At 59.9% G+C, this 15,399-nt stretch carries 14 protein-coding genes and 1 pseudogene; 7 read left to right on the forward strand and 8 right to left on the reverse strand.

Translation table 11 applies throughout. The features are described from left to right. Positions 1-3: 3 nt before the first annotated feature. The 7 genes and pseudogenes from AC6CWS_RS02755 to AC6CWS_RS02785 all read right to left on the reverse strand — a co-directional run bounded on the left by AC6CWS_RS02755 (position 4) and on the right by AC6CWS_RS02785 (position 6,269). Complete coding sequence (locus AC6CWS_RS02755) at positions 4-489, reverse strand: 4Fe-4S dicluster domain-containing protein (RefSeq protein WP_065882883.1); 486 nt, start codon at positions 487-489, stop codon at positions 4-6. 109 nt (positions 490-598) lie between these two features. Then, positions 599-694: pseudogene (locus AC6CWS_RS02760) on the reverse strand (IclR family transcriptional regulator); the annotation flags it as partial. A 33-nt stretch (positions 695-727) separates the two neighbouring features. After that, positions 728-2,569, reverse strand: a complete 1,842-nt coding sequence (selB, locus tag AC6CWS_RS02765) for a selenocysteine-specific translation elongation factor (RefSeq protein WP_023291341.1) — start codon at positions 2,567-2,569, stop codon at positions 728-730. Beyond that, positions 2,566-3,954 carry an L-seryl-tRNA(Sec) selenium transferase gene (selA, locus tag AC6CWS_RS02770; protein WP_065882884.1) on the reverse strand — a complete coding sequence of 463 codons (1,389 nt, stop codon included), beginning with the start codon at positions 3,952-3,954 and terminating at the stop codon, positions 2,566-2,568. The genes selB and selA overlap by 4 nt, the downstream gene beginning before the upstream one ends. A 105-nt stretch (positions 3,955-4,059) precedes the next feature. Continuing rightward, positions 4,060-4,668, reverse strand: a complete 609-nt coding sequence (locus AC6CWS_RS02775) for a glutathione S-transferase (RefSeq protein WP_004152043.1) — start codon at positions 4,666-4,668, stop codon at positions 4,060-4,062. A 92-nt stretch (positions 4,669-4,760) separates the two neighbouring features. Further along, on the reverse strand, positions 4,761-5,897 hold the full coding sequence (locus AC6CWS_RS02780) for an HlyD family secretion protein (RefSeq protein WP_023291343.1): 1,137 nt from the start codon (positions 5,895-5,897) through the stop codon (positions 4,761-4,763). Positions 5,898-5,900: 3 nt separating this feature from the next. Further along, positions 5,901-6,269, reverse strand: a complete 369-nt coding sequence (locus AC6CWS_RS02785; RefSeq protein WP_023291344.1) for a DUF3302 domain-containing protein — start codon at positions 6,267-6,269, stop codon at positions 5,901-5,903. A 538-nt stretch (positions 6,270-6,807) separates the two neighbouring features. Between AC6CWS_RS02785 and mtlA the strand changes: the two genes are divergently transcribed. From mtlA to mtlR, 3 genes are all read left to right on the forward strand, one after another. Then, positions 6,808-8,715: a PTS mannitol transporter subunit IICBA gene (gene mtlA / locus AC6CWS_RS02790; protein ID WP_023291345.1), complete on the forward strand. Its 1,908-nt coding sequence runs from the start codon at positions 6,808-6,810 to the stop codon at positions 8,713-8,715. 100 nt (positions 8,716-8,815) lie between these two features. Next, complete coding sequence (gene mtlD / locus AC6CWS_RS02795) at positions 8,816-9,964, forward strand: mannitol-1-phosphate 5-dehydrogenase (protein ID WP_023291346.1); 1,149 nt, start codon at positions 8,816-8,818, stop codon at positions 9,962-9,964. Then, entirely contained in the window at positions 9,964-10,560 is a 597-nt protein-coding gene (gene mtlR / locus AC6CWS_RS02800) for a mannitol operon repressor MtlR (protein ID WP_002922401.1), read from the forward strand. Before mtlD ends, mtlR begins: the two co-directional genes overlap by 1 nt. Here the strand turns inward: mtlR and AC6CWS_RS02805 are convergent. Further along, positions 10,549-10,773 carry a hypothetical protein gene (locus tag AC6CWS_RS02805; RefSeq protein WP_002922402.1) on the reverse strand — a complete coding sequence of 75 codons (225 nt, stop codon included), beginning with the start codon at positions 10,771-10,773 and terminating at the stop codon, positions 10,549-10,551. The genes mtlR and AC6CWS_RS02805 overlap by 12 nt on opposite strands. Before the next feature lie 272 nt (positions 10,774-11,045). On the opposite strand from AC6CWS_RS02805, the gene AC6CWS_RS02810 reads away from it, so the two are divergent. From AC6CWS_RS02810 to lldD, 4 genes are all read left to right on the forward strand, one after another. Further along, positions 11,046-11,408, forward strand: a complete 363-nt coding sequence (locus AC6CWS_RS02810) for a YibL family ribosome-associated protein (RefSeq protein WP_002922410.1) — start codon at positions 11,046-11,048, stop codon at positions 11,406-11,408. A gap of 280 nt (positions 11,409-11,688) precedes the next feature. Further along, on the forward strand, positions 11,689-13,344 hold the full coding sequence (lldP, locus tag AC6CWS_RS02815) for an L-lactate permease (protein ID WP_044525040.1): 1,656 nt from the start codon (positions 11,689-11,691) through the stop codon (positions 13,342-13,344). Next, entirely contained in the window at positions 13,341-14,114 is a 774-nt protein-coding gene (gene lldR, locus AC6CWS_RS02820) for a transcriptional regulator LldR (protein WP_004205041.1), read from the forward strand. The genes lldP and lldR overlap by 4 nt, the downstream gene beginning before the upstream one ends. Further along, positions 14,114-15,298 carry an FMN-dependent L-lactate dehydrogenase LldD gene (gene lldD, locus AC6CWS_RS02825; RefSeq protein ID WP_004205042.1) on the forward strand — a complete coding sequence of 395 codons (1,185 nt, stop codon included), beginning with the start codon at positions 14,114-14,116 and terminating at the stop codon, positions 15,296-15,298. The genes lldR and lldD overlap by 1 nt, the downstream gene beginning before the upstream one ends. Positions 15,299-15,399: the final 101 nt, after the last annotated feature.

Below are 15,399 nucleotides of genomic sequence, written 5' to 3' on the forward strand. Positions count from 1 at the left end.
CGCTCACGCCAGCGCCAGCCGCTGGCGTTTTTGCGCGCATAGCGCCTCCAGCTCCGCGGGAGCCATCACCCGCAGCGCCTGCGTCGGGCAGGCGGCTACGCAGGCCTGCCCCTCGGCGCGGTGGTGACATAAATCGCATTTCAGCGCCTGCGCCTGCTGGTTCACCACCGTGACGGTCATTGCGCCGTACGGGCAGGCCACCATGCAGCTTTTACAGCCGATGCAGCGGCGCTGATCGACCCACCAAACGTCCTCCTCCCGACGAATCGCCCCCTGCGGGCAGACGCTGGCGCAAGGCGCATCCTCGCACTGCCGACAGGCCGTCGCCGTTGATATCTCGCCGCTTTTCACCACCCGGATACGCGGCGTGAAATGGCCTGTCGACAGCATGGAGAGATCCTGCGCCTGCTGGTGCGCCACCGCGCAGGCCACTTCACAGGTACGACAGCCAATACACTGCTGGGCATTGGCAATAAGAAACCGGTTCATCCTCTGCTCCCTGGGGATAAAACCGCAGGGTGCCAGAATAATCCCTGCCCGCGCTTTGATCCTGAATGGAATCAGCGCTGTTTTTAGTCAGATGGCATGCAGGATGTGGTCATTTGCCTGACGCTTCACGCACCGGGAAACCCAGCTCACGTGAGATCGCCTCCGCGGTTTCACGCAGCGGCACGTTCTTTTCGCCTGCTCTCCGGCACGAAGCCCGCCGGGGAGCCGGCGTTAATGATTAAAGAAACAATGCTTTATCGCGCAGGATATGATCGTTGCCGCGACGGCGGGTGTAGCCAATCCGATCGAAATACTCGAGGATCTGGATCGCCAGCTTCCGCCCTACGTTTAAGGTATCGCGAAAATCCGCCGCGCAGGTTGAGCCGCGCAGCTGATCCAGCTCGCGCACCCGCTGGGCGAACTGCACAATGCGATCGTTGCGGTAGTAACGATCTTTGACGATCGCGGTAATCATCCCCTGTTGCGCCGCCTGGCGCAGCACCGCGCGCATCAGGGACTCTTCAACATGGACTTCGCGCGCGAGATCGCGCACCCACCAGGGATCATCGCCGAACAGGGTCTCCACCTTCCGCCAGACCGCCTGCTGCTCGTCGGTAAACCCGGCTTTATGCTCGGGCAGATGCAGCCAGCCGTGATGGCTGTGGACTAATCCGCTCTCGCGCATCTGCTCAATCAGCAGCAGCACCAGCGCTTCCTCTTCCATCGGCAGCGCAATGCGGCGCAGGCGCTCCCGGCCAGGGCCCGGTTCGTCACGATGCTGCTCATGGTAGCGCGCCAGGGCATCCAGCAATTTTCGCTGCCAGCGGGCGGCAAGCGGCGCACTAAGCAGGCGCTGTCCGGCCTGCAGATAGTCCGGTCGCTGGATCAAGGCCGCCATTCCGGCTTCACTCAGCTGCCGCGCCCAGGCGAAGCGCTCAAGCCGGACGGCGTCCCGCTGCAGATGCAGCTCCAGGGCCTGCGCATCGTCAGCGCCGACCGCCGCCAGGGCGTGCAGCCACTGCAGATACTCCGGTTTACGCTTGCCGCGGCGCGGGGGATCCAGCGTCACCACCCGTGCGCCGGCCAGCGTCAAGCGAGCGGAGATATCGCGGAGCACCAGCCGGTCGTTATCCGCCAGCCACAGCGGAGTATCCAGCACCAGCTCCGCCAGGCCGCCCTCCAGGAGCGACACCCGGCCGGTGATGTGGCTGGCAGCGTGGTGAATATGCAGCGGCTGCCACTGGCTGAGCGGCGTATGGCACTGCAGTTCGACAATCACCCGCTCTGCAGGCTCCGGCGGCGGTGAGGAGAGCAGCCAGTCGCCGCGGTGCAATGCCTCTTTCTGCGCATCGCCGACAATATTCAGCGCAATGCGTTGCCCGGCGTGCGCCTGCTCAACCGCTTGATTCTGGGCATGCAGGCCGCGGACGCGCATCGGCGCGTTGACGCCGGTGAGCCACAAAGTATCCCCGACCCGAACTTCGCCGGAGAGCGCCGTCCCGGTGACCACCAGCCCCGCCCCTTTGACGGTAAAGGCGCGATCCAGCGCCAGGCGAAAACGCCGCTGCTGTGGATGGGGGCGCTCCGCAAGCTGTAGCAGATGGCTGCGCAGTTCGGCAATACCGATGTTATCCACCGCCGCGGTGGGGAAGAAAGCGGCGGCGTCAAAGCCCAGTTCGCGCAGGGTCTGCTCGACCTCCGCCTGAACCTCCGCCACCCTGGCGGCCGCCACGCGGTCCGTCTTGGTGAGCGCTACCGTCAGCGTCGGCTTTCCGGTCAGCTGCAGGATCGCCAGGTGTTCGCGGGTTTGCGCCATCACGCCGTCATCGCAGGCCACCACCAGCAGCGCATGGTCGATCCCTCCCACCCCCGCCAGCATGTTGGACAAAAACTTTTCGTGCCCGGGCACGTCAATAAATCCCAGCACCCGCCCGTCCGGCTGCGGCCAGTAGGCATAGCCGAGATCGATCGTCATTCCCCGCGCTTTCTCTTCCGGCAGACGATCGGCATTCACGCCGGTTATCGCCTGCAGCAGCGTCGTTTTGCCGTGGTCAACATGTCCAGCGGTGGCAATAATCATCGTAACAACATCTCCATAAACCGGGTTTCATCTTCCAGACAGCGCAGGTCCAGCCAGAGCCGACCGTCATAAATGCGGCCAATCACCGGGCACGGCAGCGCGCGCCAGCGGGCCGCCAGCGCCTCCAGCCGGCTGCCGCGGCCGTCATGCGGGGTAAAGGTCAACGCCGCGCCAGGCAGACGGTCGACAGGTAACGAGCCGCTGCCAATCTGCGACTGGCAGGCTGCCACGTTGACGGCAAAATCAGCATAGTGTGCCGCCAGGGCAGGCTGCAGACGTTCGGCCTGCCGGCGGATTTCGTCCGCCGGGCGGGTGAGCAGGCGCAGCGTCGGTAAGGTGTCCCGCAGCGCTTCCGGATGCTGATAGAGGCGCAGCGTGGCTTCCAGCGCCGCGAGGGTCATTTTATCCGCGCGCAGGGCCCGCTTCAGCGGATGGCTTTGCAGGCGGGCAATCAGCGCGCGTTTGCCGACGATAATTCCGGCCTGCGGGCCGCCAAGCAGTTTGTCGCCGGAGAAACTGACCAGGCTCACCCCGGCGGCGATCATCTCCTGCGGCATCGGCTCCTTGGGCAGGCCATACTGACTGAGATCCACCAGCGACCCGCTCCCCAGGTCGGCCACCACCGGGACGTCCAGCTCGCGGCCGATGACCGCCAGCTCCGCTTCGTCGACGGCTTTGGTAAAGCCTTCAATGCTGTAGTTGCTGGTGTGGACCTTCATCAGCAGGGCGGTATTGTCATTCACCGCCTGGCGATAGTCTTTGGCATGGGTGCGGTTGGTGGTGCCCACTTCGTGCAGCTGACAACCCGCCTGGCGCATCACGTCGGGGATGCGGAACGCCCCGCCGATCTCCACCAGCTCGCCGCGGGAGACCACCACCTCCCTGCCGCTGGCGGTAGCCGCCAGCATCAGCAGAACGGCCGCCGCGTTGTTGTTCACGATACAGGCATCTTCCGCGCCGGTGATCTGGCACAGCAGATCGGCAATGGCGCGATCGCGATGGCCGCGCCCGGCGTCGTCGAGATCATATTCGAGCGTCACCGGCGCGCGCATCGCGCTGGCGACCGCCTCCACCGCCGCCTCAGCCTGGATGGCGCGCCCGAGATTGGTGTGCAGCACCGTACCGGTGAGATTAAACACCGGACGCAGGGCGCTCTGCCTTCTGGCGGTCAGCCGCTGCGCGCAGGCGCTCAGCCAGTCATGGCTCCAGTCAGGCAGTGTCTGACACTGGCGGATCTGTTCCCGCGCCTCGTCCAGCATCTGGCGCAGCTGCGTCACCACCTGCGAATGGCCGTGCTGCGCCAGCAGGGAGGAAAAAGCGGGGTCGCGGAGTAAGCGGTCAATGGCCGGAAGCCGGGTATAAAGCGCACGAATTTCGGTAGTCATCAATGGGCCTGGCGGTAAGTTATTTTCCCCCCTCCCGACGGGAGAGGGAGTCAACAATCAGCGGCGATTGTAACGCCTCCTTGCGCAAACTGTTACCTGCCTGGGTCAAGTCCGCGGCGGTTCGGTGCGCGCAAAGCTGGCGCGCTGGAACAGCGCATCCACCAGCTTCACCAGCTGCGGCCGGGTGGCGCACCAGCCCGGCGCCACCCGGCGAAAATTCAGGTAGGCGATGGCGCAGGCCGTGGAGATGGTCGCCAGATTGACCTCGTCGCCGCGCAGCGTCCCGTCCGCCGCGCAGGCTTCCAGCCTGTCGAGGCCGCGCGCCACTTTCTCCCGCTGGCGGAGCAGCTCTTGCTCTGACTGTTGGGCCGCGGGGCGAGCCTTTTCGCGCACCAGCGCCTGGGCGGCCTCCATCACCCCATCCGCCAGCGCCTCTAGCTGGCGCATCCTGAGAGCGGCTCTGGGATCGGCGGGGATCATCGGCGGCGCCACGCCCAGCAGCTCGAGATACTGGGCGATAACCGGGGAGTCAAACCAGCATTCGCCGTCATCCGTCACCAGCGCCGGCACTTTGCCCAGCGGGTTATAGCGCGCCACGCCGTTGCTTTCGCTGTAGGGGGATTCGTTGACAAACTCAAAAGGGATGCGCTTTTCCAGCAGGATCACTGATATTTTGCGCACAAAGGGACTGGTGTAGCTGCCGATCAGTTTCATAGCCTGCTCCTTATCGCCAACAAAGATATGAGTATGGCTCAGGGCGAGGTAAAAGGCAGGTGAGCCTCCCGCTCAACCTGCCGCCGATCGCATTAATGGTCGAGATAGAGGTAGTGCATCCAGCTGGTCATGCGCAGCAGCACTTTACGCATCACCGAAACGTGGGCGAAATGGTCGGAGTAGACCGCCACCTGAGCGTAGATGCCATCGGGTAGCGCATCAATTTCGGCATTCGGATCGAGCTCGATGGTCGCCAGCACGCCATCGCTGCCCGGCGTCACGGTCAGCGACTGCAACGCCCCCTGCGCCTGATAGGTCCCCCCGGGCACCACCGGTAAAATGCTCACCAGTTTACCGTGGAACACCTGTCCGGGCAGGGCATTAAACACCGCTTCCGCGTCGTCGCCCTTCTCCAGCCTTAACAGCGAATTTTGCCTGAACTGGGCGACGATCAGCCGTTTTTGCTCGGGGATAAACACCATCACCGGCCGCAGCGGCAGCGAGGCGGCGTAGGTCCCCGGACGGATCAACACCTGAGTGATATACCCATCGCTGGGCGCCCGCACGGTGGTCTGATCGAGATTATATTTCGCCTCCGCCAGCTGGGCGCGCAGGCTGGCCACTTGCGACTGTTCGCCGTTGATCATGCTATCCAGCTGGCTCTGGATCTGCGCCTGCTCCGCCACCGACGCCTTGACCAGCGCATCCTGGGCCAGATAATTCTGCCTGGCGTTATCGATGTCGCTTTCCGAGAACGGATTCACCCGCGCCTGGCTCCCTTTCAGGTAGCGCTGATAGTCCTTGTATAAGCGATCGCGTTCCGCCGACACGCGGGTGGTGTTGGCCTGGGCTTCAGAGAGCTGCGCCTTGAGGGTGTTAATACTGTGCAGCGCTGTCACCAGGTCGGCCTGCAGGCGATCGACCCGCGCCTGGTAGCGCGCCGGGTCAATGGTAAATAACACCTCGCCCTTTTCGACGCGCTGATTCGCTTTGTCGGTGACGCTGCTGACGACCCCGGTCACCTGCGGCGTAATAGGAATAGATATTACCGCCTTTTGCGCCAGAAAGGTGTAAGGGTGGTTATAGTTCATTAATAAAATAAGCGCGCTAACAATAAATACGCCCCCCAGCGCCGCGGTGGGAACCGTCCATTTATTAACCGGTATTTTGAAGATTTTAAATATCGACCAGGCGATGGCCACGTAGGTCAAAATGATCAACAGATCCATAGTTTATTTCTCCGCCGCAGCGGTGGACTGTGGCCGCTGGATGGCCGCCACCTGATGTTCAAGGTCGCTCAGTCGTTGGCGAAGCTGTTGTATATCCGTCTCTTTTTCAGGTTCGTCGGGGTCCGTATTCGCCTTATGCTGCATGCCCCAACCGCGCTCAGGCCGGTACAGCGTGGCCCATATCCATAAAAACGGCCAGATGACGTGGAGCGTAAAAAGACTGACCCATCCGGCGACATGAATAGCATCGGAATGGGGGTGGTTGCGTTTTTTGGCAATTAAATAAGGAATATCGTGAATAATGATAATCCCATAAAAAATGACCAGAAAAACGAAGATCAGAACGCCCAGCGCAAAATAATTGAGAAACATAATTCCCTCGGCTTTACGCTAATAATTTATATGAATTTTAATCACGGCCCACTGATATCCGGACCGCTGATTTGAGCATAATTCACCCCTTTCATTTTTGCCATCCGGCGGAAAAAAGTTATTTAACAAACATGGTTGCTTAGTTACAGCGCCGCCTCGCCCTGGCCGCAAAACCGGGCCGAGATCACAGCGGCAAAAATCCACCGTGAAATTCTTTGTGATCAAAATCACAAACAAACAACAAAAACACGAAACAAAATTGTGACAAATATCACACAAAAACGCAGATTAGCGGCAAAAACGGCGGCCTGTTGTTTTTTTACACAGCCATTATGTGATCGCAATCACTACAAAACCCGCTCCGCCCCCTATATTCATGTGATCTAACTCACACTTAAGGGCGCTGGCTGGACAGCTAAACGATTCAGTGCCAGATTTCGCACTATCAATCAGGGCCCGGCTACCTCTGCCGCCACATTAACAACAAACCTCGGGCTTTTAGCCTGCGCGATACGCAAAACAGAAGAAGGGGTGTTTTATGTCATCCGATATCAAGATCAAAGTGCAAAGCTTTGGTCGTTTTCTCAGCAATATGGTGATGCCGAATATCGGCGCGTTTATCGCGTGGGGTATCATCACCGCGCTTTTCATTCCGACAGGGTGGTTGCCAAACGAAACGCTGGCGAAGCTGGTCGGTCCGATGATCACCTACCTGCTGCCGCTGCTGATCGGTTACACCGGCGGTAAATTAGTCGGCGGCGAACGTGGCGGCGTGGTCGGGGCGATCACCACCATGGGCGTTATCGTCGGCGCGGATATGCCGATGTTCCTCGGCTCCATGATCGCCGGCCCGCTGGGCGGCTACTGCATCAAGAAATTCGATAACTGGGTAGACGGTAAGATCAAATCCGGTTTTGAAATGCTGGTGAATAACTTCTCCGCCGGCATCATCGGGATGATCCTCGCCATTCTCGCCTTCCTCGGCATCGGCCCGGCGGTAGAAGTTCTGTCGAAAATTCTGGCGGCTGGCGTTAACTTCATGGTGGCGCACGACATGCTGCCGCTGGCGTCTATCTTCGTCGAACCGGCAAAAATCCTGTTCCTCAATAACGCCATCAACCACGGTATCTTCTCGCCGCTGGGTATTCAGCAGTCCCACGAGCTGGGTAAATCCATCTTCTTCCTGATTGAAGCTAACCCGGGTCCGGGGATGGGCGTTCTGCTGGCGTACATGTTCTTTGGCCGCGGCAGCGCTAAACAGTCTGCAGGCGGGGCGGCTATCATCCACTTCCTGGGGGGTATCCATGAAATCTACTTCCCGTACGTGCTGATGAACCCACGTCTGATCCTGGCCGTTATCCTCGGCGGGATGACCGGTGTCTTCACCCTGACCATCCTCAACGGCGGTCTGGTCTCTCCGGCTTCCCCGGGCTCTATCCTGGCGGTGCTGGCGATGACGCCGAAAGGGGCCTACTTCGCGAACATCGCAGCCATTATCGCCGCGATGGCGGTCTCCTTCGTCGTCTCTGCGGTTCTGCTCAAGACCAGCAAAGTCAAAGAAGAAGACGATATCGAAGCCGCGACCCGTCGTATGCATGACATGAAAGCGGAATCCAAAGGCGCCAACCCGCTGGCGGCTGGCAATGTCACCAACGACCTGAGCCATGTGCGTAAAATCATCGTCGCCTGCGACGCCGGGATGGGCTCCAGTGCCATGGGCGCCGGGGTACTGCGCAAGAAAGTGCAGGATGCCGGCCTGAGCAACATCTCGGTCACCAACAGCGCCATCAATAATCTGCCGCCGGATGTTGACCTGGTGATCACCCACCGAGACCTGACCGAGCGCGCCATGCGCCAGGTACCGCAGGCGCAGCATATTTCGCTGACCAACTTCCTCGACAGCGGTCTGTACACCAGCCTGACCGAGCGTCTGGTGGCGGCCCAGCGCCACATCGACAACGAAGTCAAAGTCACCGATAGCCTGAAAGACAGCTTTGATGATACGGACAAAAACCTGTTCAAGCTGGGTGCGGATAACATCTTCCTCGGTCGCAAAGCGGCCACCAAAGAAGAAGCCATTCGCTTCGCCGGCGAGCAGCTGGTGAAAGGCGGCTACGTCGAGCCGGAATATGTGCAGGCGATGCTGGACCGCGAAAAACTGACCTCGACCTATCTCGGCGAGTCCATCGCGGTGCCGCACGGCACCATCGAAGCGAAAGACCGCGTGCTGAAAACCGGCGTCGTCTTCTGCCAGTACCCGGAAGGGGTGCGCTTTGGGGAAGATGAAGACGATGTTGCCCGCCTGGTGATCGGCATCGCCGCCCGCAACAACGAGCACATTCAGGTGATTACCAGCCTGACCAACGCGCTGGATGACGAAACGGTGATTGAGCGCCTGGCGAAAACCACCAGCGTCGACGACGTACTGGCGCTGCTGAATAAATAATCAGCGCTATCCAACCCTCTCCTTTGGGAGAGGGTTGGGGTGAGGGAAAAAGCCTCACCCCAACCCTCTCAGGTAAAAACATTAATTGAAGGTTAATACTATGAAAGCATTACATTTTGGCGCAGGTAATATCGGACGTGGCTTTATCGGTAAACTGCTGGCTGACGCGGGCATCGACCTGACGTTTGCCGATGTCAATCAGACCGTACTTGATGCCCTGAATGCCCGTCATAGCTACCAGGTTCACGTCGTTGGCGAAAATGAGCAGGTGGATACCGTCTCCGGCGTGAATGCCGTCAGCAGCATTGGCGACGAGGTAGTGGAGTTGATCGCCAGCGTCGACCTGGTGACCACCGCCGTCGGTCCCGTCGTTCTTGAGCGCATCGCCCCGGCCATCGCCAAAGGGCTGGCGAAGCGCAAGGCGCAGGGCACTGAACGCCCGCTGAACATTATCGCCTGCGAAAACATGGTGCGCGGCACCACGCAGTTAAAAGGCCACGTATTTAACGCTCTGGCGGAGGAAGATAAAGCGTGGGTGGAAACCCATATCGGCTTCGTCGACTCCGCCGTTGACCGTATTGTGCCGCCATCGGCGTCCGCTACCCATGACCCGCTGGAAGTCACCGTGGAAACCTTCAGCGAATGGATCGTCGATAAAACCCAGTTCAAGGGCGAACTGCCGACCATCCCGGGAATGGAATTAACTGATAACCTGATGGCATTTGTCGAACGCAAGCTCTTCACCTTAAACACCGGGCATGCTATAACCGCCTACCTCGGAAAACTGGCGGGCCACCAGACGATTCGCGACGCGATCCTCGACGAGAAAATTCGGGCCGTCGTGCAGGGCGCGATGGAGGAGAGCGGCGCGGTGTTGATCAAACGCTACGCCTTTGACCCGCAGAAGCACGCGGCTTATATCCAGAAAATTCTTGGCCGTTTCGAGAACCCGTACCTGAAAGACGATGTCGAGCGCGTAGGCCGTCAGCCGCTGCGCAAACTGAGCGCCGGCGACCGTTTAATTAAGCCGCTGCTGGGTACGCTGGAATACGGCCTGCCGCACCGCAATCTGGTGAAAGGGATTGCGGCGGCGATGCATTTCCGTAGCGAAGACGATCCGCAGGCGCAGGAGCTGGCGACACTGATCGCCGACAAAGGGCCGCAGGCCGCGCTGGCGCAGATTTCCGGCCTTGACGCGGCAAGCGATGTCGTCGCGGAGGCCGTTAACGACTACAACGCGGTAAAATGATGCACAACCTGGCGCGGCCGACGTCGCGCCCATTACGACTCCTGTCAGATATGCAGGCAATGATGGAAGAAACACAAGCATTTGAAAACCGTGTGCTTGAGCGTCTGAATGCTGGCAAAACCGTACGAAGCTTCCTGATCGCCACCGTCGAGCTGTTAACGGAAGCGGTCAATATTCTGGTGCTTCAGGTGTTCCGTAAAGACGACTACGCGGTGAAATACGCCGTCGAGCCCTTGCTGGAGGGCAGCGGGCCGCTCGGCGATCTCTCAGTACGCCTGAAGCTGATTTATGGCCTTGGGGTGATAAGTCGTGCCGAATATGAAGACGCCGAGCTGCTGATGGCCCTGCGCGAAGAGCTTAATCACGACGGCAATGAGTACAGCTTTACCGACGACGAAATTATCGGTCCGTTCGGCGAACTGCACTGCGTCGCCGCCCTGCCGCCAACGCCGCAGTTTGATGACAGCGACGCCGAACTGCTGGCAATGCAGAAACTGCGTTACCAGCAGATGGTGCGTTCAACGATGGTGTTGTCCCTGACTGAGCTGATTTCACGAATCAGCTTAAAAAAAGCCTTCCAGAAATCAACGCTCTGATTCCGGCTCCGTCTGGTCGCAGGTCGGCCGGTAAAGCTGACGATAATATTCCAGACGCTGCAGAAACAACGCTTCCTTATCCTGAGGGATATCTCGCGGTACATGCTGCAGCCGCGGAGACTTTTTCAAATACTCCATAAACGCCTGACTGGAAGCCATAAAATCAACCGCTTTGTCGATTAAACGTGGTACGCCGTCGCCGATCTTTGCCATCACGTCCTCCTTTTGGGAATAATCTGATTAAGCATTAGCCAATTCACCGGCGTGGGTTAAGGAAAACGTGCTTATCTGCCGACAGGCTTCACAGAAATGAAATTAGCGCGGGTATCGGAAGTAATAATTATAAAATTCAAATTATTAGCAGATTAAGGTATCGTATTCTGACGGCGATAAACGGCGAATTTTTGATAAATAGCTATCAACAATAGCGGTCACGGCACATACTATAGGCGAATGAAGCCCCTTTATTAACAGATCAAATCACCATGAAAGAAGTCGAAAAGAATGAAATCAAACGTCTGAGCGATCGTCTCGACGCCATCCGCCACCAGCAGGCCGAGCTGTCGCTGGTGGAAGCTGCCGATAAATACGCGGAGCTGGAGAAAGAAAAAGCCACTCTGGAAACGGAGATTGAACGTCTGCGTTCCGTCCAGAGCCAGAAGCTGAGCAAAGAGGCGCAGAAGCTGATGAGCCTGCCGTTCCGCCGCGCGATTACCAAAAAAGAGCAGGCCGATATGGGCAAGCTGAAGAAAAGCGTCCGCGGCCTGGTGGTCGTCCATCCGATGACCGCCCTGGGCCGGGAAATGGGCCTGAAAGAGATGACCGGTTTCGCCCGCAGCGAATTCTGATCCCCAGCCCTCTCCGTTCGGAGAGGGTTATTCTGTCCTACCCCCCCTTTTTCGTTCCCTGCCCGGCCGATTGGTCCAACCAATAATTTTATCTACCCCCGGCAGTTCACAAATCCATCAAAATACATCACAAACCCGTTGCCTAAGAGTAACATCTGGTTAACCATTCGTTGTCATCAACCCTGCTATCCCTAATTGGCCGGGCCAATTTTACCTACGACGGGTCGGCAAAGAGCGCAGACTCAGCCCACCCGTCCTGGCGGCCCGATGGAGACCCTGCATGAATCTCTGGCAACAAAACTACGATCCCGCCGGTAATATCTGGTTATCCAGTCTTATCGCATCGCTACCGATTCTGTTTTTCTTTTTTGCGCTGATAAAGCTCAAACTGAAAGGCTATCTCGCCGCTACCTGGACCGTTGCGATCGCCCTGGCCGTCGCATTGCTGTTCTATAAAATGCCGGTGGACCGCGCCCTGGCCTCGGTGGTGTATGGCTTCTTCTACGGACTGTGGCCCATCGCCTGGATTATTATTGCCGCAGTCTTCGTCTATAAAATCTCGGTGAAGACCGGACAGTTCGACATTATCCGCTCGTCGATCCTGTCGATTACGCCTGACCAGCGCCTGCAGATGCTGATCGTCGGCTTCTCGTTCGGCGCCTTTCTCGAAGGGGCGGCGGGATTTGGCGCGCCGGTGGCGATTACCGCGGCGCTGCTGGTCGGCCTCGGGTTTAACCCGCTGTATGCCGCAGGCCTGTGCCTGATCGTCAACACCGCGCCGGTGGCCTTCGGCGCGATGGGCATCCCGATCCTGGTGGCCGGTCAGGTGACCGGTATCGACAGCTTCGCCATCGGCCAGATGGTGGGCCGCCAGCTGCCGTTCCTGACCATTATCGTGCTGTTCTGGATCATGGCGATTATGGACGGCTGGCGGGGCATCAAAGAGACCTGGCCGGCGGTGATGGTAGCAGGCGGCTCGTTTGCTATCGCCCAGTACCTCAGCTCTAACTTCCTTGGCCCGGAGCTGCCGGACATCATCTCATCGCTGGTCTCCCTGGTCTGCCTGACCCTGTTCCTCAAACGCTGGCAGCCGGTGCGCATCTTCCGCTTTGGCGATATCGGCGCCTCGCAGGTGGATATGACGCTGGCCCGCACGCGCTACACCGCGGGACAAGTGATCCGCGCCTGGTCGCCGTTCCTGTTCCTGACCGCCACCGTGACCCTGTGGAGCGTGCCGCCGTTCAAAGCGCTGTTCGCACCGGGCGGCGCGATGTATGACTTCGTCATCAATATTTCGGTGCCGTTCCTCGACAAAATGGTCGCCCGCATGCCGCCGGTGGTCAGCGCCGCGACGCCTTACGCCGCCATCTATAAGTTTGACTGGCTGTCGGCAACCGGCACCGCCATTCTGTTCGCCGCCCTGCTGTCCATCGTCTGGCTGCGCATGAAGCCGAAAGACGCGCTGACCACCTTCGCCGGAACGCTGAAGGACCTGGCGCTGCCGATCTACTCTATCGGCATGGTGCTGGCGTTCGCCTTTATCTCCAACTACTCCGGGCTGTCGTCGACCCTGGCCCTGGCGCTGGCCCATACCGGCCACGCGTTTACCTTCTTCTCGCCGTTCCTGGGCTGGCTGGGGGTATTCCTGACCGGTTCGGACACCTCGTCTAACGCCCTGTTCGCCGCGCTGCAGGCAACGGCGGCGCAGCAGATTGGCGTCTCCGATATCCTGCTGGTCGCGGCCAATACCACCGGCGGCGTCACCGGCAAGATGATTTCCCCGCAGTCGATCGCCATCGCCTGCGCCGCGGTAGGCCTGGTGGGTAAAGAGTCGGATCTGTTCCGCTTTACCGTCAAACACAGCCTGATCTTCACCTGCATGGTGGGCCTGATCACTACGCTGCAGGCCTACGTTTTAACCTGGATGATACCGTGATAGTGATGCCTAAACGCCTGGCCGACGACGTGGCGCGTCGCGTCCGGGCGCTGATTGAAGAACAACAGCTGGAGGCGGGCATGCGACTGCCCGCCGAGCGCCAGCTCGCCGCTCAGCTCGGCGTCTCGCGCAATTCCCTGCGCGAAGCGCTGGCGATGCTGGTCAATGAAGGGGTGCTGCTGAGCCGTCGCGGCGGCGGCACTTTCGTCCGCTTCCAGCATGAGCCGTGGTCGGAGCAAAACATCGTCCAGCCGCTGAAGACGCTGCTGGCCGATGACCCTGACTACAGCTTCGACATCCTCGAGGCCCGCCACGCCATCGAAGCCAGCACCGCGTGGCACGCGGCGATGCGGGCCACCGACGCCGATAAAGAAAAAATTCGCCTGTGCTTTGAAGCGACCCAGAGCGAAGACCCGGATATCGCCTCGCAGGCGGACGTCCGCTTTCATCTGGCCATCGCCGAAGCCTCGCATAACGTGGTGCTCCTGCAAACCATGCGCGGCTTTTTCGACCTGCTGCACTCCTCCGTCAAGCAGAGCCGTCAGCGGATGTATCTGGTGCCGCCGGTTTTTGCCCGCCTGACCGAACAGCACCAGGCCGTCATGGAGGCGATTGTCGCCGGCGACGCCGAGGCGGCGCGCCAGGCGATGATGGCCCACTTAGGTTTTGTCCACGCCACCATTAAACGTTTTGATGAAGACCAGGCCCGCCAGGCGCGAATTACCCGCCTGCCCGGCGATGCTATTGATAATTCCAGGGAGAATTCGTGATGATTATTTCCGCCGCCAGCGACTATCGCGCCGCCGCCCAGCGTATCCTGCCGCCGTTCCTGTTCCACTATATCGACGGCGGGGCTTACGCCGAACATACCCTGCGCCGCAACGTCGAGGACCTTTCCGACGTGGCGCTGCGCCAGCGTATTCTGCGCAATATGTCGGACCTGAGCCTCGAGACCACCCTCTTCAACGAGAAGCTGGCGATGCCGACGGCGCTGGCGCCGGTGGGGCTGTGCGGAATGTACGCCCGCCGCGGCGAAGTGCAGGCCGCCGGCGCAGCGGATGACAAAGGCATTCCGTTTACCCTCTCCACCGTTTCCGTCTGTCCGATCGAAGAGGTCGCCCCGACCATCAAGCGGCCGATGTGGTTCCAGCTGTATGTTCTGCGCGACCGCGGCTTTATGCGTAATGCGCTAGAGCGCGCGAAGGCGGCGGGTTGTTCAACGCTGGTCTTTACCGTCGATATGCCGACTCCCGGCGCCCGCTACCGCGACGCCCATTCCGGCATGAGCGGCCCGAACGCCGCCCTGCGCCGCTACTGGCAGGCGGTCACCCATCCGCAGTGGGCATGGGACGTTGGCCTCAACGGCCGTCCGCACGATCTGGGGAATATCTCCGCCTATCTCGGCCAGCCGACCGGCCTGGAGGATTACATCGGCTGGCTGGCGAATAACTTCGATCCGTCGATTTCATGGAAAGACCTCGAGTGGATCCGTGATTTCTGGGACGGACCGATGGTGATCAAAGGGATCCTCGACCCGGAGGACGCCCGCGACGCGGTGCGCTTCGGCGCCGACGGCATTGTGGTCTCCAACCACGGCGGCCGCCAGCTTGACGGCGTGCTCTCCTCCGCCCGCGCCCTGCCGGCGATTGCCGACGCGGTGAAAGGCGACATTACCATTCTCGCCGACAGCGGCATCCGCAACGGTCTCGACGTCGTGCGAATGATCGCCCTGGGCGCCGACAGCGTACTGCTGGGCCGCGCTTACCTGTACGCCCTGGCGACCCACGGCAAGCAGGGGGTGGCGAATCTGCTGAATCTGATCGAGAAAGAGATGAAGGTGGCGATGACCCTGACCGGCGCAAAAACCATCGCGGACATTAGCCGTGATTCGCTGGTGCAGAACGCGGAGGCGCTGCAGACCTTCGATGCGCTGAAGCAGCATAACGCGGCATAAGCTGCGCCGTTTTGCTCTCCCCCGGCCCTCACCCTCAGGGAGAGGGCCGGGGTGAGGGTTGACCAAATATCTGCTATTCTGCCCCCCGCAATTAAGGGGGC

The organism is Klebsiella sp. M041 (genome assembly GCF_059759695.1).

Excerpts from the sequence above, each read along its gene's own strand:
- mtlR (WP_002922401.1), top strand. The coding sequence starts at position 9,964 with ATGCACAACCTGGCGCGGCCGACGTCGCGCCCATTACGACTCCTGTCA.
- lldP (WP_044525040.1), top strand. The coding sequence starts at position 11,689 with ATGAATCTCTGGCAACAAAACTACGATCCCGCCGGTAATATCTGGTTA.
- AC6CWS_RS02785 (WP_023291344.1), bottom strand. The coding sequence starts at position 6,269 with ATGTTTCTCAATTATTTTGCGCTGGGCGTTCTGATCTTCGTTTTTCTG.
- selB (WP_023291341.1), bottom strand. The coding sequence starts at position 2,569 with ATGATTATTGCCACCGCTGGACATGTTGACCACGGCAAAACGACGCTG.
- AC6CWS_RS02810 (WP_002922410.1), top strand. The coding sequence starts at position 11,046 with ATGAAAGAAGTCGAAAAGAATGAAATCAAACGTCTGAGCGATCGTCTC.
- mtlD (WP_023291346.1), top strand. The coding sequence starts at position 8,816 with ATGAAAGCATTACATTTTGGCGCAGGTAATATCGGACGTGGCTTTATC.
- AC6CWS_RS02805 (WP_002922402.1), bottom strand. The coding sequence starts at position 10,773 with ATGGCAAAGATCGGCGACGGCGTACCACGTTTAATCGACAAAGCGGTT.
- AC6CWS_RS02780 (WP_023291343.1), bottom strand. The coding sequence starts at position 5,897 with ATGGATCTGTTGATCATTTTGACCTACGTGGCCATCGCCTGGTCGATA.
- AC6CWS_RS02755 (WP_065882883.1), bottom strand. The coding sequence starts at position 489 with ATGAACCGGTTTCTTATTGCCAATGCCCAGCAGTGTATTGGCTGTCGT.
- selA (WP_065882884.1), bottom strand. The coding sequence starts at position 3,954 with ATGACTACCGAAATTCGTGCGCTTTATACCCGGCTTCCGGCCATTGAC.
- AC6CWS_RS02775 (WP_004152043.1), bottom strand. The coding sequence starts at position 4,668 with ATGAAACTGATCGGCAGCTACACCAGTCCCTTTGTGCGCAAAATATCA.
- lldD (WP_004205042.1), top strand. The coding sequence starts at position 14,114 with ATGATTATTTCCGCCGCCAGCGACTATCGCGCCGCCGCCCAGCGTATC.
- mtlA (WP_023291345.1), top strand. The coding sequence starts at position 6,808 with ATGTCATCCGATATCAAGATCAAAGTGCAAAGCTTTGGTCGTTTTCTC.